Origin of the sequence: Streptomyces sp. NRRL F-5122 (assembly GCF_001507435.1) — a bacterium.
Classification (GTDB): Bacteria; Actinomycetota; Actinomycetes; order Streptomycetales; family Streptomycetaceae; genus Streptomyces; species Streptomyces lannensis.
The window spans coordinates 111,553-129,464 of sequence record NZ_LMWH01000070.1 but is presented as its reverse complement, the minus strand read 5'-3'; the positions used below and the strand labels follow the sequence as shown (position 1 = coordinate 129,464).

Below are 17,912 nucleotides of genomic sequence, written 5' to 3'. Positions count from 1 at the left end.
CCGTACCCACACTTCTTGATCACACAGGAGAAACACCATGGCGAAGCCGCCTGTGCGCAAGCCGAAGAAGAAGGTCTGCGCTTTCTGCAAGGACAAGGTCACGTACGTGGACTACAAGGACACGAACATGCTGCGGAAGTTCATTTCCGACCGCGGCAAGATCCGTGCCCGCCGCGTGACCGGCAACTGCACGCAGCACCAGCGTGACGTCGCCACGGCCGTCAAGAACAGCCGTGAGATGGCGCTGCTGCCCTACACGTCCACCGCGCGCTAAGGGAAGGGTGACCGACACATGAAGATCATCCTCACCCACGAGGTCTCCGGCCTCGGTGCCGCCGGCGAGGTCGTCGACGTCAAGGACGGCTACGCTCGCAACTACCTGATCCCGCGGAACTTCGCGATCCGCTGGACCAAGGGCGGCGAGAAGGACGTCGAGCAGATCCGTCGTGCTCGCAAGATCCACGAGATCCAGACCATCGAGCAGGCCAACCAGATCAAGGCCCAGCTCGAGGGTGTCAAGGTCCGTCTGGCCGTTCGCTCCGGCGATGCCGGCCGTCTGTTCGGTTCCGTCACCCCGGCCGACATCGCCTCGGCGATCAAGGCCTCCGGTGGCCCCGAGGTGGACAAGCGACGCATCGAGCTGGGCACCCCGATCAAGACGCTGGGCGCCCACGAGACGTCCGTGCGTCTGCACCCCGAGGTTGCCGCCAAGGTCAGCATCGAGGTTGTCGCGGCGTGAACGCTGCGCTCGGCTTGAACAGCTGAGGGAAGGGCCGTACCCGTCGGGTACGGCCCTTCTTCGTGTCCGACCAAGGGCGGGTGCCGTTTCACGTGAAACAGCGCGAATCAGGACGCCGTTTCACGTGAAACGGCATGAACCCGAGACCTCGGGTCCGCTCAGCGCGTCGCCCCGGTCACGATCCAGTGGCCCGAACGAGAGCGCAGCCACAAGGTGACCAAGCGCACGGTCATCATCAAGGTCATGGCTGCCCACAGCGCGGTGAGCGCTCCACCGAGGACGGGGACGAGTAGGGCTACGGGTGCGAAGACCGCCAGGGTCAGCAACATGGCCCAAGCGAGATAGCGTCCGTCCCCCGCACCCATCAGTACGCCGTCGAGCACAAAAACGACGCCGCAGATGGGCTGTGAGACGGCCACGAGGATCAGGGCCGGTAGGGCCGCCTGATGGACACGCGGATCGCCCGTGAACAAGGGCAGAAAGAGCGGACGGGTCGCGAGAACGAGCAGACCGAGTCCGACCCCGGTGGCGATGCCCCACTGCATCATGCGGCGGCACGCATCGCGGGCTCCTTGGGGATCGTTCGCTCCGAGACAGCGTCCGATGATGGCCTGTCCGGCGATGGCGATCGCGTCCAGGGCGAAGGCGAGCAGGCTCCACAGGGACAGGACGATCTGATGCGCGGCGATATCCGCGTCCCCGAGCCGTGCGGCGACGGCAGTGGCGATCATCAAGATCGCCCGCAAGGACAATGTGCGGACCAACAGAGGCACTCCGGCCTGCGCCGAGGCACGTATCCCGGCCGTATCAGGCCGCAACGAGGCACCATGCCGACGTGCTCCACGGACGACGACGACCAGATAAACGGTGGCCATACCGCACTGGGCAATGACCGTTCCCCAAGCGGAGCCCGCGATCCCCAGACCGGCGCCGTAGACGAGAGTCGCGTTCAAGACGGCGTTGGCGACGAAGCCGGCGATGGCGACGTACAGCGGTGTCCGGGTGTCCTGCAGCCCCCGCAGGACACCGGTCGCGGCAAGCACCACCAGCATTGCGGGGATGCCCAGGGCGGAGATCCGCAGATACGTCGTCGCATAGGGGGCGGCTGTCTGCGATGCACCGAAGAGCTCGACGATGCCGGGGGCGGTGGGCAGGACGACGGCGATCACGGCGGCTCCCAAGAGCAGCGCGAGCCAGATGCCGTCCATGCCCTGGCGGATGGCCGCCCTGAGTTCGCCGGCGCCGACCCGGCGGGCGACCGCGGCTGTCGTGGCATAGGCGAGGAAGACGAAGATGCTCACGGCGGTGGTGAGGAGCGCCGAGGCGACTCCGAGGCCGGCCAGTTGCGCAGTGCCGAGATGGCCGACGATCGCACTGTCGGCCATCACGAACAGGGGCTCTGCGACGAGTGCGCCGAAGGCCGGAACGGCCAGTGCGACGATCTCCCGATCGTGCCGGTGTCGAATGGCGCGCGGTGTCGCCGGGGCCTGTGTCATGGGCACCAATCTAACCGTCCACAGGTAAGTGACGCAAAGCAGTTGTGACCCTTACGAAGATCCAAGTGTGACGCGGCGTCGTGTCCCCTTCGCGGGGATCTTGCTCTTACGGGGGAAGTTTTTCTTCTGCACAGCCGGTGGATGGGAAAGGTGCTGGTCAACGAGTTTTTGACGGGGTGCCTGAGGGCTTGTTCACAGGACTGTCCACCGCACCGTGCACAGGTTTTGAGGAGTTCTCCACAGCATCCGGGCGCTCGTCCACATGGCCTGTGGATAACCAGATTGGCTGACGGTGCCGACGGGCCTAACGTGGTGCGGCGCCCGCTCCCTCCTCCGTCCTCGGAAAACGCACAAAACCGACGCGCTAGAACCGGAGCAGGGCTTCTCGCTTTGTCAGTGTCGTGCCCTAGAAATGAGGTGCACGGCGAGGTCCGCGCGGCGGACGGGAGGAGGCGGCCCGGTGAGCATTTCCGAGCCCTTGGACGATCCGTGGGCCGACAGCGCTCCGGGTGATCGTGTCCCTGCCTCTCGCCAGGGCCGTGACGGTGGCCGAGGCCGCGACGAGCAGCACGACCGCGGTCAGGACAGTGGCGCATGGGACGGCGCGGGCTCCTCCTTCGAGCGTGTCCCGCCGCAGGACCTGGACGCGGAGCAGTCCGTGCTCGGCGGCATGCTCCTGTCCAAGGACGCCATCGCCGACGTCGTCGAGATCCTCAAGGGCCACGACTTCTACCGGCCCGCGCACGAGACGATCTACCAGGCGATCCTCGACCTGTACGCGAAGGGTGAACCGGCCGACCCCATCACGGTCGCAGCCGAGCTGACCAAGCGCGGTGAGATCACCAAGGTCGGCGGTGCCCCGTATCTGCACACCCTGGTCCAGACGGTTCCGACCGCTGCCAACGCCGAGTACTACGCGCAGATCGTGCACGAGCGGGCGGTCCTGCGCCGCCTGGTCGAGGCCGGCACCCGCATCACACAGATGGGATACGCGGCCGACGGCGACATCGACGAGATCGTCAACAGCGCCCAGGCCGAGATCTTCGCCGTCACCGAGCAGCGCACCGCCGAGGACTACCTGCCGCTCAGCGAGATCATGGAGGGCGCGCTCGACGAGATCGAGGCGATCGGTTCACGCTCGGGGGAGATGACCGGCGTGCCGACCGGCTTCACCGATCTCGACCAGCTCACCAATGGTCTGCACCCGGGCCAGATGATCATCGTCGCGGCCCGTCCCGCCATGGGTAAGTCGACCCTGGCACTGGACTTCGCGCGGACGGCGTCCATCAAGCACAACCTGCCGAGTGTGATCTTCTCGCTCGAGATGGGCCGCAACGAGATCGCGATGCGACTGCTGTCCGCCGAGGCGCGGGTGGCGCTGCACCACATGCGGTCCGGCACGATGACCGACGAGGACTGGACCCGCCTCGCCCGGCGGATGCCCGATGTCTCGGCCGCCCCTCTCTACATCGACGACTCGCCGAACCTGTCGATGATGGAGATCCGTGCCAAATGCCGGCGCCTGAAGCAGCGCAACGACCTCAAGCTGGTCGTCATCGACTATCTGCAGCTGATGCAGTCCGGCTCCAAGCGGTCCGAGAGCCGGCAGCAGGAGGTATCGGAGATGTCCCGGAACCTCAAGCTCCTGGCCAAGGAGCTGGAGCTGCCGGTGATCGCACTCTCGCAGCTCAACCGAGGCCCCGAACAGCGCACCGACAAGAAGCCGATGGTGTCCGACCTGCGTGAGTCCGGCTCGATCGAGCAGGACGCCGACATGGTGATCCTGCTGCACCGCGAGGACGCCTACGAGAAGGAGTCCCCCCGAGCCGGCGAGGCGGACATCATCGTCGGCAAGCACCGTAACGGCCCGACGGCGACGATCACGGTCGCTTTCCAGGGCCACTACTCACGATTCGTGGACATGGCGCAGACCTGATCTTCAGATGGCCCACGACACAGTGTTCTTCCTCGCTCGAGACGACGAGAGTGCCGCTGCGACGCGCCGGAGGGCCTGCTCAGGCCATTGAGTGTGTGAACCGCCGTTTCATCGAGCCGGACAGCGCCATCGCGAAGTGGGCCATGTGCTTCGAGGAGCTCTCGGCCGAGGTCCCGCCGATTGAGCAGCTGACACGGAGCCGCACTCCAGCAGATGACACAGGTCGCGGAAACCTGCAGCTCACGAGTTGGGGTCAGAGCTCGGTCTTGCCGTGATCGCTGACGGTGTCCTCGGTGCCGGTGTAGTGCCCATGTTCGTCACGTTCGGCGGGGTCGTACTTGCTGACGCGATGGACGTATGGAAGCTGCACGTCTCCATCCTCCAGCACGGCCCCTGGCACCGACGTGAGGAAGTGACAGGGGAGTTGAAGCTCGGACGCGGCGGTCGCAGCGCCTCGTTCCGCCGTGCATCACCTCCGCTGAACGGTGGCCCGTCGGCAGGGGCCGGATATTGCGCTCGACGTGGAAATGCCGGGCGGGGTGGACTGTAGTCATGACGACACCTCAAGAGGATCTGCTTCCCGCGACGCGTCGGGCTCTGTTGCATCGGATCGCCGTTGCGCAGGCCGAAGGGCGGGCGCCGTCGCTGGTGGCCGCCGTCGTGCGGGGCGGACGGACGGTGTGGCACGGCTCGCGCACCTCCGTGGACGGTCACGCGCCCGACGAGAACGTGCAGTACCGGATCGGTTCCATCACCAAGACCTTCACCGCGGTTCTGGTGATGCGGCTGCGGGACGAGGGGCTCCTGGACCTCGGAGACCCGCTGGAGAAGCATCTGCCGGGCACCGTGGCCGGGGAGGTGACCATCGCCGAACTGCTCTCCCACACAAGCGGTCTGGCGGCCGAGTCACCTGCGCCGTGGTGGGAGCGCACACCCGGATCCCTGCGTCCGGAGCTCGCGGACGTGCTGGGTGAGCAGCCGTTCCTGCATGCGGCCGGCAGGCGGTTCCACTACTCGAACCCCGGCTACACGTTGCTGGGAGCGCTGGTCGAGAAGCTGCGGGGAGCCCCGTGGGAGGAGGTCCTGCGCAGCGAGGTGCTCGAGCCGCTGGACCTGCGTCGCACGAGCGGGCGTCCTCGAGCGCCCCACGCAGGAGGCTGGGCGGTGCATCCCTGGGCCGATGTCATGCTTCCGGAACCGTCCGAGGACCTCGGGCGGATGGCCCCGGCTGGGCAACTGTGGTCCACGACCGGTGACCTGGCCAGATTCGCGGCCTTCCTGGTCCAGGGCGATGACCGGGTGCTGAGCGCCCAGTCGCTTCTGGAGATGCGCACGCCGGCGGCTCCCCCTGAAAGCGCCGATGTGATGGCCGGCTACGCCTACTGTCTGGGTCTGGAGACCAGGCGTTCGGGCGAGCGGCTTCTGGTGGGACACACGGGGTCTCTGCCGGGCTTTCTCGCCTGTCTCACCATCGGTGTGGAGGACGACGTCGCGGCCGTTGTCCTGGCGAACTGCACCTCCGGCCTGCAGGTGTCCACGGTGGGTGCCGATCTCGTCCGTATCGTCGCCGAGGCCGAACCGAGGATCCCCGGGCCATGGCGCCCGTGGTCGGACGTCGATCCGTCCGTGCTGGAGTGGGCGGGACAGTGGTACTGGGGGACGTACGGTTTCGCCCTGCGCATCACGGCGGACGGGCTCATCGCGTTGGAGCCGCTGTCCGGCAACGGCCGTCGCTCCCGGTTCCGTGCGAACGGTGACGGCACATGGACGGGGTTGGAGGGCTACTACGCCGGAGAGCTGCTGCGGGCCGTGCGAACCCCCGACGGTGTCGTGAGGCACCTGGACGTCGGGTCGTTCGTGTTCACGCGTCAGCCGTACGACGAGAGCGCTTCAGTGCCGGGCGGAGTGGACCCGGACGGATGGCGAGGGATCGGCTAGCGACCGTTGCCCGGCCGACGCCGTGTTTCACGTGAAACGCGGCGCCGGCCGGGTGGACCGGTAAGGCGGGGTCCGCTCAGAGCGCGAGCTTGAACCCCATGTGCGATGCCTCGAATCCCAGACGCTCGTAGAAGCGGTGGGCATCCGTCCGGCTGACATCGGACGTCAGCTGGACCAACTGGCAGTCCTGGCGGCGGGATTCGTCGATCGCCCACTGGAGGAGCTGTGTACCGAGGCCGCTGCCGCGTTCATCGGCGTGGATGCGTACAGCCTCGACGATCGAGCGCGTCGCACCCCGGCGGGACAGCCCCGGGATGATCGAAAGCTGGAGGGTCCCGACGATACGGCCGTCGCGTACGGCGACCATGAGGTGCTGATTCGGATCCCCGTTCACCCGCTCCAACGCGTTCAGGTACGGCGTCAGATCGTCCGGCGACTCACGCCGGGCGCCGAGCGGGTCGTCGGCCAGCATGACGACGACGGCGGAAACGTCGTCCGTGACGACAGGGCGTATCTCAAGGTCTCCCATGCCCGCACCCTACGTGGAGGGGCGAGCTCACCGGATGCTGAGGTGGGGGGCCCGCTACGCGGGCACGCTCAACGACTCGACGACGCGGACCAGCGGTGCCAGCTCGGGGTTCTTGGTCGCTTCGTCCAGTGCCTCGCGCAGTGCGGCGTCATTGGTGGGACGGGCCTCTTCGAGGAGCTGGAGGCCGGCCTCGGAGACGTTGGTGTAGATCCCGCGGCGATCGGTCGGGCAGAGGTAGCGCGCGAGCAGACCACGGTCCTCGAGCCGTGTGACCAGCCGGGTCGTGGCGCTCTGGCTGAGAACCACCGCGTCGGCGACCTGCTTCATCTGGAGATGTCCTCCCTCGCCGTCGTGCTGGCGGCTCAGCACGTCCAGCAGGGAGTACTCGCGGACACTGAGTCCGTGCCTGGCCTGCAGGGCTCGCTCGATACGGGCCTCGATCCTCCCGTGGAGCAGGGAGAGGGCACACCAACCCTGGGCAAGGGCGGTGAGCGAGGGGTCCGTCGCTGTCATGGCGTTGTCCTCCGTCCCGGAGCGGCTCACCCTCCAGGATAGGGCACCGCCGCAATAGCCTGCGATTGCATATATGGCGCGTCTGCAATTAATGTGTACGCTTACAAAGCGCACATGCAATCGCTTGGAAGGTCTACCTCATGCCTCTCGCGCTTCTGGCCCTCGCGATCGGGGCCTTCGGGATCGGAACCACGGAATTCGTGATCATGGGAGTGCTACCCGAGGTCGCCGACGACTTCGGAGTCACCATCCCCACGGCCGGTCTGCTGGTGACCGGCTATGCCCTGGGTGTGATGTTCGGTGCCCCGATCATGACCGCGCTCGGTACCAAGGTCTCCCGCAAGCGGATGCTGATGCTCCTGATGGGCCTCTTCGTCCTCGGCAACCTGATCTCCGCCGTAGCCCCGGCCTTCGGTCTGATGCTGGTGGGCCGTGTGGTGGCATCCCTGGCCCATGGCGCCTTCTTCGGCATCGGCTCGGTCGTCGCTGCCGAGCTGGTCGCTCCACAGCGGAAGGCCGCCGCCATCTCCATGATGTTCAGCGGCCTGACCATCGCCAACGTCGTGGGTGTTCCGCTCGGCACTCTCGTCGGGCAGTCCGCCGGCTGGCGGGTCACCTTCGCACTAGTCGCCGCACTCGGCGTGATCGGGCTGCTCGGTGTCGCGAAGCTCGTGCCCGACCTGCCCAAGCCGGAAGGCGTCCACCTCCGCCACGAGCTGGCCGCATTCAAGAACGTCCAGGTCCTGCTCGCCATGGCGATGACCGTCCTCGGCTTCGGCGGCGTGTTCGCTGCCATCACCTACATCGCGCCGATGATGACCAACGTCACAGGATTCGCCGACAGCTCGGTCACCTTGCTGCTGGTGCTGTTCGGACTGGGCATGGTGGGCGGCAATCTCATCGGCGGCCGGTACGCGGACCGCGCGCTCATGCCCATGCTGTACGTGTCGCTCGGCGGTCTGGCCCTCGTCCTCGCGCTGTTCACACTGACCGCGCACAACAAGCTGCTTGCCGCGCTCACGATCGTCCTGGTCGGGGCCCTCGGGTTCGCCACCGTGCCTCCGCTGCAGAAGCGGGTGCTGGATCACGCCCATGGTGCCCCGACGCTCGCCTCGGCCGCCAACATCGGCGCCTTCAACCTCGGCAATGCGTTGTCCGCATGGCTCGGTGGCATGGTGATCGCCGCAGGGCTCGGCTACACCGCCCCCAACTGGGTCGGCGCGCTCCTCGCGGTGTCGGCTCTGCTGCTGGCCTTCCTCTCCGCGGCCCTGGAGCGCCGCGAGACGACCTCCGGCACGGTCGTGACGGGTGGTGTGCCCAGCGAGCGGCCCGCTGCGGTGCACCACTGACCGGGCTGCCCCTTCCATGGACGAGACGCGTGTCTCCGGCCTCCCGGGCACGCGTCTTGTCCGGAGACCGGCTCAGCCGGCGGCGACCGTCACCGGGGCGAAGCGCCGCGTCCAGTCGCCGGGCAGGTCCGGGATGCCATGGGTCATGACCGCGTTGAAGCCGACGGAGGCGAGGCCGCGTTCCTTCAGCCAGCTCAGCAGTTCCTCATGGCGCACATCGACGTCGGTGCGCAGCGGCCGGGAGGTGTGGGCGGCGAGCGACGCGATCAGGGCCTTCGCCGTCTCGGTGTCGCGGGCGATGAGCGGACCCACGACGTGGGTGTCCATGTTGGGCCAGGCGGCCGCGTAACCGATGATCCGTCCGTTCTCCTCGGCGACACGCAACTGGTCGGCGAAGGCGGGCAGGCGGGTGATCACATGGGTGCGGTCGGCACCGAACACCTCCGCGTCGAGCCGGACAAGGGCGGCGAGGTCCTCGCCGGTGGCCGCACGGGTGGCGACGCCCGATGCGGCCCCATCGGGCGTGAAACGGCCGCGCACCATCTCGGCGCTGCCCGTGACCTTGAAGCCGAGCCCTTCGTAAAGGGGTCGGCCATGGGGCGTTGCGTAGAGCGTGAGCGGAGTGGCGGTGGCGCCCGACTCGGCCACCACATGCCGCATCAGACGACGACCGACGCCCTGACGGGCATGCCGTTCGGCGACGAGCACCATGCCGATGGCGCTCAGATCGGGTCGGTACTCGGTCCCGTACTGGGTCACGACACAGGCGGAGACGAGGCCACCGTGCGGGTCGTCGATTCCGTAGCCCTTTCCGGCGGCCAGGAGAAGTCCCCACTTGTGTTCCTCGCGTGGCCACCCCCGGTCCTGGGACAAGTCGGCGCAGGCGATGAGATCGCGGGGCGTCAGACGGCGAATGGGCAGATCGGCGAGGGAAGGTGTCGACACGCAGGTCAGGCTGTCTGACATGAGCCACTGGCGTCCACCGGTTTGAGGTCGAACGCACACCCTTTTCGCCATGCCGCGCCCGACCGCGCAGGACAGGGTCAGATGTTTCACGTGAAACGGTGATGATCCGATCACGACCGGTCGTCGGTGGGCGAATGACGGGCCGGATCCCGGACGGCCGAGGGGCATCCCGGGACGAGGGAGCAGGCGGACGCTAGCCTCCTTGCCCATGGCGAGACTGCATCTCTTCGATCTGGACGGGACGTTGCTGCATGGGACGACGGCACCCGTGGAGATATCGCGGCAACTCGGCCTGGAGGCCGAGACCGTGGCGCTGGACACGGCGATCGCGAGCGGGCGCATAGGACCGCCGGAGTACGCCACGCAGGTGTACGGGCTATGGAAGGAACTCACGGAGGAGCATGTGGCGGCCGCGTTCACGGCGGCTCCCTGGCTGACCCGTATCCAGGAGGTGTGGACGGAGATCCGCGAGGCCGGCGACTACTGCGTCGTGATCTCGCTCTCGCCCTCGTTCTTCGTGGAGCGGCTGACGCAGTGGGGAGCGCATGCGACGTTCGGCTCCCGCTTCCCCGCGTTGCCCTTCAGGGAGCCCGTGGATCCGGCGGGACTCATGAGCTCCGCCGCCAAGGTGCGGATCGCGGCCGGACTCTGCACGGAGTTCGGAGTAGGCCTCACCGACTGCGTCGCCTACGGTGACTCGCTGTCGGACAAGGACCTGTTCGAGGTGGTTCCGGTGTCTGTCGCGGTCAATGCGGACCGGCATCTGGAAGGCCGTGCGACCCACACGTATACCGGGCGGGATCTGTGGGATGCCTATGAATTGGTTCGCCGCGCCCGGTAATCGAGGAAATCACTGGTTCGCGCCGTTGCCGCTTCACGGCCGACCCAAAGGGGACTTGTGTGTGAGACGGCGACCGGTATGGTCGAGTCCGGTTCGCGTCCGGTGTGATGTGCGCACGTTCCGCAGGGCGCGAACGCATGCCAATGCAGCTTAACGGGACGGAGAGATCGAAGGCCCGCATTCTCTGTTACACGGCCGAGAGCCGGGGCCGAGTGGGATGCTGCGGTGAGAGTGCTGCGGCCAACATCACACTCTTGGCTTACCAGTCCGTACACCGCGGGATTCCAGGTTGACTGTGCCGCATTGGACTTGAGGGACCGAACGGGGGGAAGCAGGGCCGTCGGCGGGGTGAAGCAGTCACCCTCCGGCCGGGGAAGTGCGCAGACCGACCGAAAGATGTTCGAGGCGAGGCACACCATGAACGCTCCGACCACCATGTCGGCCGACGACGGCACGTCCGGCGGCAGCGGCGGGGGCGGTTGGTTCACGCCCCGCAGCCAGCCCCAGACACCCCCGGGTGGGGAGCAGGAGACTCCCGAGGGCAGCCGTCTGGCGGCGATGCGGCCCGTCGGCCGCCCGACCTCCGGTGGCGGTGCCGAACAGCCCCGAATACATCCGCGGTCGGGAGCGGCCGCCCCCTCGGGTCGCCCCATCACCGAGCCGGAACCCGCCCACGGGGTGGCCTCCCCGGAGCGGCAGCCGTCCCCTCGCCGCACCGCCCCCGAGCCCGAGCCATCGCCCGACGCCGTGCTCATCCGGCGGACCATGGCCGAGGTCGGGCCCATCGCCGACAAGGTCACCTCGTACTTCTACGCGCTGCTGTTCGTGCGCCACCCCGATCTGAGGCCGTTGTTCCCCGCTGCCATGGACACTCAGCGGGACAGGCTGCTCAAGGCATTGCTGACCGCCGCCGAGCACATGGACAACACCGAGATCCTCGTCGCCTATCTGCAGAACCTCGGTCGCGGCCACCGCAAGTACGGCACCCGGCCCGAGCACTACCCGGCCGTCGGCGAATGCCTTATCGGCGCGCTGAGCAAGTACGCCCCCGCGATCTGGGACGAGCAGACCGAGGCGGCCTGGGTGCGGGCGTACACGACGATCTCCCAGGTGATGATCGACGCGGCGGCTGCGGACGAGTTGCGGGCTCCGGCCTGGTGGTATGCCGAGGTGGTCTCGCACGACCTGCGCACACCGGACATCGCGGTGATCACCGTGCGCCCCGACCAGCCGTACCCGTTCCTCGCCGGGCAGTACACCAGCGTGGAGACCCCGTGGTGGCCGCGGGTATGGCGGCACTACTCCTTCGCCTCGGCGCCGCGTTCGGACGGACTGCTCTCGTTCCATGTGAAGGCGGTCCCCGCGGGCTGGGTCTCCAACGCGCTCGTCCACCGGGCCCGCCCCGGCGATGTCATCCGCCTCGGCCCGCCCGCCGGCACGATGACCGTCGACCACACCACGCACAGCGGGCTGCTCTGTCTCGGCGGCGGCACCGGTATCGCACCCATCAAGGCCCTGGTCGAGGATGTCGCCGAACACGGCGAGCGACGCCCGGTCGAGGTCTTCTACGGGGCGCGCACCGACCACGACCTGTACGACATCGACACCATGCTGCGACTCCAGCAGAGCCATTCCTGGCTGTCGGTCCGGCCGGTCGTCGACGAGCAGGCGGACCAGCAGCTGCCGGACGTCATACGCGGGTACGGGCCCTGGAACGAGTACGACGCCTATCTCTCGGGACCGCCCGGAATGATCCGCAGCGGTGTGGGCGTGCTCCGGGACATCGGAATACCGGCGGAGCGCATACGACATGACTCGGTGGAGGAACTGGTCGCCGCCGGACCCTGACTGCCGCCCACCGGACCGCTGTGCACGACGTCAGCCCAGATCGGGCGCGTGCATGGCTCGTACGCCTTCGATGTTCCCGTCGAGATAGTGCCGCAGGGACAGCGGCACAAGATGGACGGACGCGATACCGACCCGTGTGAAGGGCACCCGCACGATCTCGTACTCGCCGGCGGGTTCCTCGACCTCGGGACCGTGCCGCAGACGCTCGTCCATGGACTCAAGTCGGCAGACGAAGAAGTGCTGGACCTTTACACCGGTCGCGCCACCCCCCTCGCCGATGTGCTCGACCGTGTCGACGAAGCAGGGCACGACATCGGTGATCTTGGCGCCGAGCTCTTCGTGCACCTCGCGGTGGAGGGCGTCGATGACGGTCGCGTCCGACGGCTCGACGCCGCCGCCTGGTGTGACCCAGTAGGGATCGACGCCGGGCTTGGTGCGCTTGATCAGAATCAGGTCGTCGCCATCGAGCAGGATGGCGCGGGCGGTGCGCTTGACCACGGGGCGAACGGTCATGGGTGGAATGTGGCCCAACCTGTTCCACGTGAAACATCGCTCACTCCACACGGAGTCGAATCCCACGTGAATCCCCGGTTGCGCCCAGTGACGGTGCGCCGAGAGCGCCCAGCGTCCCGGTTGTGGCGCCGGATATGGCGTCTCATCCTCGATCAGCACCAATCGGCTGCTGTACGCAGCAGCCACTCATGTGCCCGGGCTATGTGCGGCATGGCCAGTGTCCCCGTACGGACCACGAGGAAGTACGTCCGCAGCGGAGGGACCGCGGGTTCATGGAGGGCCACCACATCGCCCCGCTCCAGTGAGGAGCCGCAGAGATAGCGGGGCAGCACGGCGAGTCCGGCACCGGTGACGGCGCAGGCGAGGACCGCACGCAGATCGGGGACGATCACGGAGCCGGAGGCGGCCGGCAGGGAGTCGAAGACGGAGGCCCAGTAGCGGGAGACGAAGGGCAGGGATTCGTGCACCTCGACCACCGGAAGGTTCTCCAGCGCCTGGGCGCCTTTGCGGCGCAGCTTGCCGGGGCCGCCGATGCGTGCGGCCCAGCGGGGGGAGGCGACCAGGACATGCTCTTCGTCGCAGAGCGGAGTCGCCGTGAGCAGGACGCCACGCGGACGGGTCGTGGTGATGGCCAGATCGTGGTGCCCGGCGGAAAGCCCTTCCAGGGTCTCGTCGGCGTTCCCGAAGGAGGCGCGCAGCGCGAGCCTCTGTCCGCCGTCGTCGGACAGTTCCACGAGGGCGGGAAGGGCCCGCTCGGCGGTGAACTCCGGAGGGCCCGCGAGGTGGAGGGTGCGCAGCGAGGAGTGCTCGTCGAGTCCGGTCTCGGTGATCTCCACCAGGGCGTCGAGATGAGGTGCCGCCTTGTGCGCGAGTTCGTCCCCGATGGTCGTGGGGGTCACTCCACGGGCCTGCCGTAGGAAGAGGGGGCGGCCCAGTTGCCGTTCCAGGGTGCGGATCTGCGAGGTGACCGCCGGTTGCGAGAGGCCGAGCAGCGCCGCGGCGCGGGTGAAGGAACCTGCCCGGTGCACGGTCACGAAGGTCCGCAGCAGGGCCAGATCCATCGTGTTCTCTCCCCTCCTCGCACCCCGACGGCGCCCAACTATAAATAAGTCGATAGGTCGCTGTCGCTACTGTGATTGGACACTGACACAGAGTCAACTAGCCTTGGTCGCGCGGTTCTTCGCGCGCAGAACCGGGGCGGTCCGAGCCACGAGGGGGGAGGCTCGGACCGTCCGTTGTACGTAGAAAGTATCCCCGGGGCGGTGCCTCGACGCTCCGGAACTGCGTAGCCGGAGCGGGTGTCACCGCCACGACGTGGGTCAGTATGCCGATTCGTCCAGCGCACGGAGCACATCGGCCACCAGGTCCTGCGGGTCCTCCGCACCGGCGGAGAAGCGGATGAAGCCCTCCGGCACCGCGTCACCGCCCCAGCGTCCACGCCGCTCGGCCGTGGACCGCACACCGCCGAAACTCGTGGCGTCGTCGACGAGCCGCAGGGCCTCGAGAAAGCGCTCGGCGTGGGCACGCGTGGGCAAGGAGAACGACACCACGCACCCGAAGCGCCGCATCTGCTGCGCGGCGATCTTGTGGGCGGGGTCGTCGGGCAGACCCGGATACCGCAGCCCGGTCACCTCGGGGCGGCCGCGGAGCACCTCGGCGAGCGCGAGCGCGTTGGCCGTCTGACGCTCGGCGCGCAGATGGAGCGTGGCCAGTGAGCGGTGTGCGAGCCATGCCTCCATGGGGCCGGGGATCGCCCCGACGATCTTGCGCCAGCGTCGCACCGAGGACATGAGGCCGGCATCACGGGACGCCACGTACCCGAGCAGCAGGTCACCGTGTCCGGTGAGCATCTTGGTGCCGCTGGCCACGGAGAAGTCGGCGCCCAGCTCCAGGGGCCGTTGCCCGAGCGGGGTCGCCAGGGTGTTGTCGACGGCGACGAGGGTGCCCTGCGCGTGCGCCACCTCGACGATCCTGCGCAGGTCGCAGACGTCGAGCCCCGGGTTCGAGGGTGTCTCGATCCACAGCAGCTTGGCGCCGTCGAGCACACCGAGCTGGGCGTCGTCGCCGGTGGGCGCGGTGCGCACCTCGACGCCGTAGGCGGTCAGCTGCTCACGTACCAGGGGCAGCACCTGGTAGCCGTCCGTGGGCAGCACCACGGTGTCACCGGCGCGCAGCTGCGAGAAGAGAACCGCCGAGATCGCGGCCATGCCGGAGGCGAAGGCGAGCGTCTCGACGTCCTCGCCGGGCGCCTCCAGCTCGCCGATGGCCCGCTCCAGATGGGTCCAGGTGGGGTTCTCGTCACGACCGTAGGTGTACGGACCGGTCGGCTCTCCGGGCAGATGGAAGTGCGCGGCGAAGACGGGGCCCGGGAGCGTCGGCTCGTACTTGACCGGCTCGGGCAGTCCCGCCCGGACGGCGCGCGTACCGTCGCCGATTCCCGTACCCGGCGTGTCGTTGTCCCCTGGCTTCATGCCGCCCGTCCCTCCAGATGCTCTCTCACCTCGGCGAGCAGCCCGTGGCTCGCCGTCTCCACCATCTCAAGACAGGCCTCGAACCCGTCCATCCCCCCGTAATAAGGATCGGGCACGTCGAGGTCGTCGCCGGCCGCCGGATCGTAGGAGCGCAGGAGCCGGACCTTCGCCGCGTCCTCGGGGGTGGGTGCGAGCCGCCGCAGGGCCTTGAGGTGGCCGGAGTCGAGCGCGATCACGAGATCGAGCCGGGAGAACCAGGAGTCCCGGAACTGGCGGGCGACATGATCACTGCCGTAGCCGTGCTCCTCCAGGACGGTGGCGGTGCGCGGATCGGCGCCGTCACCCTCGTGCCAGTCGCCCGTCCCCGCGCTGTCGACCTCGACCAGCTCGTCGAGACCGGCCTCCTCGACGCGTGCGCGGAAGACGGACTCGGCCATCGGCGAACGGCAGATGTTGCCGGTGCAGACGAAGCAGACGCGGTAGGTCATGGGGCTCACTCAGTCCTCGTCGGGCAGCACCATGTGCAGCGCCCAGGAGACGATCGAAATGATCAGGCCGCCGAGGACGGCGGTCCAGAAGCCCTCGACGTGGAAGCTCAGATCCAGCTTGCCCGCAATCCACGAGGTGAGCAGCAGCATCAGTGCGTTGACGACCAGGGTGATCAGGCCGAGGGTCAGGATGAACAGCGGGAAGGTCAGCACCTTCACGACCGGCTTGACCAGGAAGTTCACCAGGCCGAAGAGCAGGGCGACGACGATGAGCGTGCCTATCTTCTTGCCGGTGCTCGTCCCGGTGAGGGTGATCTTGTCCAGGATCCAGACGGCGACGGCCAGGGCCCCCGCGTTGGCGATCGTCTTGACTACGAAATTCTTCATGTGTCTGATCGTGGCAGACGCGATCAGAGACGAGTACCGAGCAAGGGCGGACAACTGCGATGAAGGCATTCCGGCTGGACGAACTGGAGGCGGAGCGCGCAGTCAACGAGGGTGCCTATCTGCAGTTCCTGCGGGAGCGGAACATGTCGGTCGGGCTGTATGCGCTCGACGCGGGCGAGCGTGACCCGCAGACCCCGCACCAGCAGGACGAGGTGTACTTCGTGGTCAGCGGCAGGGCCTCGATCACCGTGGGCCTGGAGACCACTCAGGTCGCCCGCGGCAGTGTCGTCTACGTGCCCGCCGGCGTCGCCCACAAGTTCCACCACATCACCGAGGACCTGAGGGTGCTGGTGATGTTCTCTCCGCCCGAGAGCTGAGGCCGGCTTCGGGGTTCCCTAGGGGGACGGTCAGGGGAGGACGAGGGATGCGAGGCGTACTCTCCGCCCCTCGGCGGCCCTAGCATCGAAGACAGAACAGGGACCCGTGAGCAGAGCCCCCGAACTGGACGTGGGGCGACGGGCACAGAGACAAGGACAAGGCGATGCGAGAGATCTTCGCGGGTTTGCCGTGGTGGGTGAAGTGGATCGCGGTGCCGGTCATCGCCCTGGTCGTCTTCGGGGGTGTGATCGCGAGCGTCATCGGCTTTGTCATCGGGCTGCTGTTCAAGCTGCTGGTGTTCGTCGCTCTGGTCGGCGGGCTGATCTACGTCGTGCGGAAGTTCATGTCGAGCTTTACGTCGCGCGGAGACTGGTGACGGTCGTGACCGAGCGGGGCGTACGGCGCGGCGGAGCGCTGCCGGACGGGGTGGGCCGGAACAAGCGGCCGGAAACAGCGGGCTGAGGTTCCCTCGGCCGGGGGAAGTTTTCTCGGTGAGGCCGTCGGCAGGGGGTGGCGGACCGTTAAAGTCCGGAGCTCGACGCGCGGCAGGCCTCGCGCGTGGCGCATCCCCTTCCGTGTCCCCGCACGGGAGGCCCTCCTCGCGCTCCGGGAGTGATCCTTGGCCACGGTTGGCACCGCACGCGCAGACTCACCCGCCCCACCCGTCCAGCGGCGCGCCTCACCGGTGGAGGAGCGACTTCCGCCCGGGCAACCGCAATCGACCCTCATCGGGTCCGTGCAGCGGGCGATGCGGCTGCTCGAAGCCGTCGCCGACCGTGAGTACGGCGCCCCGGCCAAGCAGCTGGCGCGCGAGGTCGGTCTCGCGCTGCCCACGGCATACCACCTGCTGCGCACCCTGACCCACGAAGGCTATCTGCGCCGGGAGAAGGGGCTGTTCTTCCTCGGTGACGCCGCCGAGCGACTGAGCAGCGGCGCGGTCCAGCAGAAACGTCGCAGCGTCATGGACGACGCACTCGCACAATGGCGTGATTCGATCGGTGCCCCCGTTTACTACGCGGTCTATCGCGAGGGCGAGATCGAGGTCCTCAGCGTGGCCGACAGCCCGGGCACCCCGGCGGTCGCGGAATGGGCCGACTTCCGGGAGACCGGGCACGCACACGCGATCGGTCAATGCCTCCTGTCGCAGCTCGACGAGGAGGCCCGGCGGGACCACATCGATCGCTATCCTGTGCGATCGATCACCCCCTACACGGTGCGCGACGAGCACATTCTTCTGCGGCGGCTCGACCGCATCGGACGGATGGAACCCGTCCTCGAGCGCCAGGAGTACGCACTGGGTACCGTCTGTGCCGCGGTGCCCATCACCGCTGGTGCGACGGCTGCGACGGTGGCCATCTCCCTGCCCGCCCACCAGACCGACCGGCTGCTGTCCGCGGCATATCGGTTGCAGGCGGAGGTCGGAAGGCTAGTAGGGACACTCGCCGTCTCTATCAACATCTGAAAACTCACTCCTTGTGATCTGCCATCTACGTTCAGCAAACTTCTGAGCGTGTCAGGGG

The 17,912-nt window shown here is 67.8% G+C and carries 19 protein-coding genes; 10 read left to right on the top strand and 9 right to left on the bottom strand.

The window, feature by feature from the left end; translation table 11 throughout:
* Positions 1-37 precede the first annotated feature (37 nt).
* Both rpsR and rplI read left to right on the top strand, forming a co-directional pair.
* The gene (rpsR, locus tag ADL25_RS10485) at positions 38-274 is read left to right on the top strand and encodes a 30S ribosomal protein S18 (protein ID WP_003949403.1); all 237 of its coding nucleotides are present in this window, start codon (positions 38-40) and stop codon (positions 272-274) included.
* Positions 275-292: 18 nt separating this feature from the next.
* A complete protein-coding gene (gene rplI, locus ADL25_RS10480) occupies positions 293-739 on the top strand; it encodes a 50S ribosomal protein L9 (RefSeq protein ID WP_059127388.1) in 447 nt (148 codons plus the stop codon).
* A 158-nt stretch (positions 740-897) separates the two neighbouring features.
* On the opposite strand, the gene ADL25_RS10475 is transcribed toward rplI, so the two are convergent.
* Complete coding sequence (locus tag ADL25_RS10475) at positions 898-2,235, bottom strand: MATE family efflux transporter (RefSeq protein ID WP_059127387.1); 1,338 nt, start codon at positions 2,233-2,235, stop codon at positions 898-900.
* A gap of 460 nt (positions 2,236-2,695) precedes the next feature.
* Between ADL25_RS10475 and dnaB the strand changes: the two genes are divergently transcribed.
* Both dnaB and ADL25_RS10465 read left to right on the top strand, forming a co-directional pair.
* Positions 2,696-4,171: a replicative DNA helicase gene (gene dnaB / locus ADL25_RS10470; RefSeq protein WP_059127386.1), complete on the top strand. Its 1,476-nt coding sequence runs from the start codon at positions 2,696-2,698 to the stop codon at positions 4,169-4,171.
* A 552-nt stretch (positions 4,172-4,723) separates the two neighbouring features.
* Complete coding sequence (locus tag ADL25_RS10465; RefSeq protein WP_059127385.1) at positions 4,724-6,109, top strand: serine hydrolase domain-containing protein; 1,386 nt, start codon at positions 4,724-4,726, stop codon at positions 6,107-6,109.
* Between the two features lie 76 nt (positions 6,110-6,185).
* Here the strand turns inward: ADL25_RS10465 and ADL25_RS10460 are convergent, their stop codons facing one another.
* Positions 6,186-6,638 carry a GNAT family N-acetyltransferase gene (locus ADL25_RS10460; protein WP_059127384.1) on the bottom strand — a complete coding sequence of 151 codons (453 nt, stop codon included), beginning with the start codon at positions 6,636-6,638 and terminating at the stop codon, positions 6,186-6,188.
* 54 nt (positions 6,639-6,692) lie between these two features.
* Complete coding sequence (locus ADL25_RS10455; RefSeq protein WP_059127383.1) at positions 6,693-7,151, bottom strand: MarR family winged helix-turn-helix transcriptional regulator; 459 nt, start codon at positions 7,149-7,151, stop codon at positions 6,693-6,695.
* 140 nt (positions 7,152-7,291) lie between these two features.
* Here ADL25_RS10455 and ADL25_RS10450 point away from each other — a divergent pair, with 140 nt between their 5' ends.
* On the top strand, positions 7,292-8,500 hold the full coding sequence (locus tag ADL25_RS10450; protein ID WP_059127382.1) for an MFS transporter: 1,209 nt from the start codon (positions 7,292-7,294) through the stop codon (positions 8,498-8,500).
* 72 nt (positions 8,501-8,572) lie between these two features.
* On the opposite strand, the gene ADL25_RS10445 is transcribed toward ADL25_RS10450, so the two are convergent.
* Complete coding sequence (locus ADL25_RS10445; protein ID WP_059127428.1) at positions 8,573-9,445, bottom strand: GNAT family N-acetyltransferase; 873 nt, start codon at positions 9,443-9,445, stop codon at positions 8,573-8,575.
* A gap of 229 nt (positions 9,446-9,674) precedes the next feature.
* Here ADL25_RS10445 and ADL25_RS10440 point away from each other — a divergent pair, with 229 nt between their 5' ends.
* On the top strand, positions 9,675-10,307 hold the full coding sequence (locus ADL25_RS10440; RefSeq protein WP_059127381.1) for an HAD family hydrolase: 633 nt from the start codon (positions 9,675-9,677) through the stop codon (positions 10,305-10,307).
* A gap of 417 nt (positions 10,308-10,724) precedes the next feature.
* The gene (locus ADL25_RS10435; RefSeq protein WP_416070637.1) at positions 10,725-12,155 is read left to right on the top strand and encodes a globin domain-containing protein; all 1,431 of its coding nucleotides are present in this window, start codon (positions 10,725-10,727) and stop codon (positions 12,153-12,155) included.
* A gap of 30 nt (positions 12,156-12,185) precedes the next feature.
* Here the strand turns inward: ADL25_RS10435 and ADL25_RS10430 are convergent, their stop codons facing one another.
* The 5 genes from ADL25_RS10430 to ADL25_RS10410 form a co-directional block, all read right to left on the bottom strand.
* Positions 12,186-12,668, bottom strand: a complete 483-nt coding sequence (locus tag ADL25_RS10430; protein WP_059127380.1) for an NUDIX domain-containing protein — start codon at positions 12,666-12,668, stop codon at positions 12,186-12,188.
* Positions 12,669-12,820: 152 nt separating this feature from the next.
* Positions 12,821-13,729 carry a LysR family transcriptional regulator gene (locus ADL25_RS10425; RefSeq protein ID WP_059127379.1) on the bottom strand — a complete coding sequence of 303 codons (909 nt, stop codon included), beginning with the start codon at positions 13,727-13,729 and terminating at the stop codon, positions 12,821-12,823.
* 258 nt (positions 13,730-13,987) lie between these two features.
* On the bottom strand, positions 13,988-15,139 hold the full coding sequence (locus tag ADL25_RS10420) for a cystathionine gamma-lyase (RefSeq protein WP_059127378.1): 1,152 nt from the start codon (positions 15,137-15,139) through the stop codon (positions 13,988-13,990).
* Complete coding sequence (locus ADL25_RS10415; RefSeq protein WP_059127377.1) at positions 15,136-15,627, bottom strand: low molecular weight protein-tyrosine-phosphatase; 492 nt, start codon at positions 15,625-15,627, stop codon at positions 15,136-15,138. The genes ADL25_RS10420 and ADL25_RS10415 overlap by 4 nt, the downstream gene beginning before the upstream one ends.
* Before the next feature lie 9 nt (positions 15,628-15,636).
* Positions 15,637-16,014: a phage holin family protein gene (locus tag ADL25_RS10410; protein WP_059127376.1), complete on the bottom strand. Its 378-nt coding sequence runs from the start codon at positions 16,012-16,014 to the stop codon at positions 15,637-15,639.
* Positions 16,015-16,073: 59 nt separating this feature from the next.
* On the opposite strand from ADL25_RS10410, the gene ADL25_RS10405 reads away from it, so the two are divergent.
* The 3 genes from ADL25_RS10405 (at position 16,074) to ADL25_RS10395 (ending at position 17,854) form a co-directional block, all read left to right on the top strand.
* Positions 16,074-16,391, top strand: a complete 318-nt coding sequence (locus ADL25_RS10405; RefSeq protein ID WP_059127375.1) for a cupin domain-containing protein — start codon at positions 16,074-16,076, stop codon at positions 16,389-16,391.
* A gap of 164 nt (positions 16,392-16,555) precedes the next feature.
* Positions 16,556-16,768 (top strand): DUF5326 family protein, encoded by a 213-nt coding sequence (locus tag ADL25_RS10400; protein WP_059127374.1) that lies wholly within the window; start codon positions 16,556-16,558, stop codon positions 16,766-16,768.
* 243 nt (positions 16,769-17,011) lie between these two features.
* Positions 17,012-17,854 (top strand): IclR family transcriptional regulator, encoded by an 843-nt coding sequence (locus ADL25_RS10395; protein ID WP_079050285.1) that lies wholly within the window; start codon positions 17,012-17,014, stop codon positions 17,852-17,854.
* The last annotated feature ends 58 nt before the right edge of the window (positions 17,855-17,912 follow it).

Excerpts from the sequence above, each read along its gene's own strand:
- rpsR (WP_003949403.1), top strand. The coding sequence starts at position 38 with ATGGCGAAGCCGCCTGTGCGCAAGCCGAAGAAGAAGGTCTGCGCTTTC.
- rplI (WP_059127388.1), top strand. The coding sequence starts at position 293 with ATGAAGATCATCCTCACCCACGAGGTCTCCGGCCTCGGTGCCGCCGGC.
- ADL25_RS10475 (WP_059127387.1), bottom strand. The coding sequence starts at position 2,235 with ATGACACAGGCCCCGGCGACACCGCGCGCCATTCGACACCGGCACGAT.
- ADL25_RS10465 (WP_059127385.1), top strand. The coding sequence starts at position 4,724 with ATGACGACACCTCAAGAGGATCTGCTTCCCGCGACGCGTCGGGCTCTG.
- ADL25_RS10460 (WP_059127384.1), bottom strand. The coding sequence starts at position 6,638 with ATGGGAGACCTTGAGATACGCCCTGTCGTCACGGACGACGTTTCCGCC.
- ADL25_RS10455 (WP_059127383.1), bottom strand. The coding sequence starts at position 7,151 with ATGACAGCGACGGACCCCTCGCTCACCGCCCTTGCCCAGGGTTGGTGT.
- ADL25_RS10450 (WP_059127382.1), top strand. The coding sequence starts at position 7,292 with ATGCCTCTCGCGCTTCTGGCCCTCGCGATCGGGGCCTTCGGGATCGGA.
- ADL25_RS10440 (WP_059127381.1), top strand. The coding sequence starts at position 9,675 with ATGGCGAGACTGCATCTCTTCGATCTGGACGGGACGTTGCTGCATGGG.
- ADL25_RS10435 (WP_416070637.1), top strand. The coding sequence starts at position 10,725 with ATGAACGCTCCGACCACCATGTCGGCCGACGACGGCACGTCCGGCGGC.
- ADL25_RS10430 (WP_059127380.1), bottom strand. The coding sequence starts at position 12,668 with ATGACCGTTCGCCCCGTGGTCAAGCGCACCGCCCGCGCCATCCTGCTC.
- ADL25_RS10425 (WP_059127379.1), bottom strand. The coding sequence starts at position 13,729 with ATGGATCTGGCCCTGCTGCGGACCTTCGTGACCGTGCACCGGGCAGGT.
- ADL25_RS10420 (WP_059127378.1), bottom strand. The coding sequence starts at position 15,139 with ATGAAGCCAGGGGACAACGACACGCCGGGTACGGGAATCGGCGACGGT.
- ADL25_RS10415 (WP_059127377.1), bottom strand. The coding sequence starts at position 15,627 with ATGACCTACCGCGTCTGCTTCGTCTGCACCGGCAACATCTGCCGTTCG.
- ADL25_RS10410 (WP_059127376.1), bottom strand. The coding sequence starts at position 16,014 with ATGAAGAATTTCGTAGTCAAGACGATCGCCAACGCGGGGGCCCTGGCC.
- ADL25_RS10405 (WP_059127375.1), top strand. The coding sequence starts at position 16,074 with ATGAAGGCATTCCGGCTGGACGAACTGGAGGCGGAGCGCGCAGTCAAC.
- ADL25_RS10400 (WP_059127374.1), top strand. The coding sequence starts at position 16,556 with ATGCGAGAGATCTTCGCGGGTTTGCCGTGGTGGGTGAAGTGGATCGCG.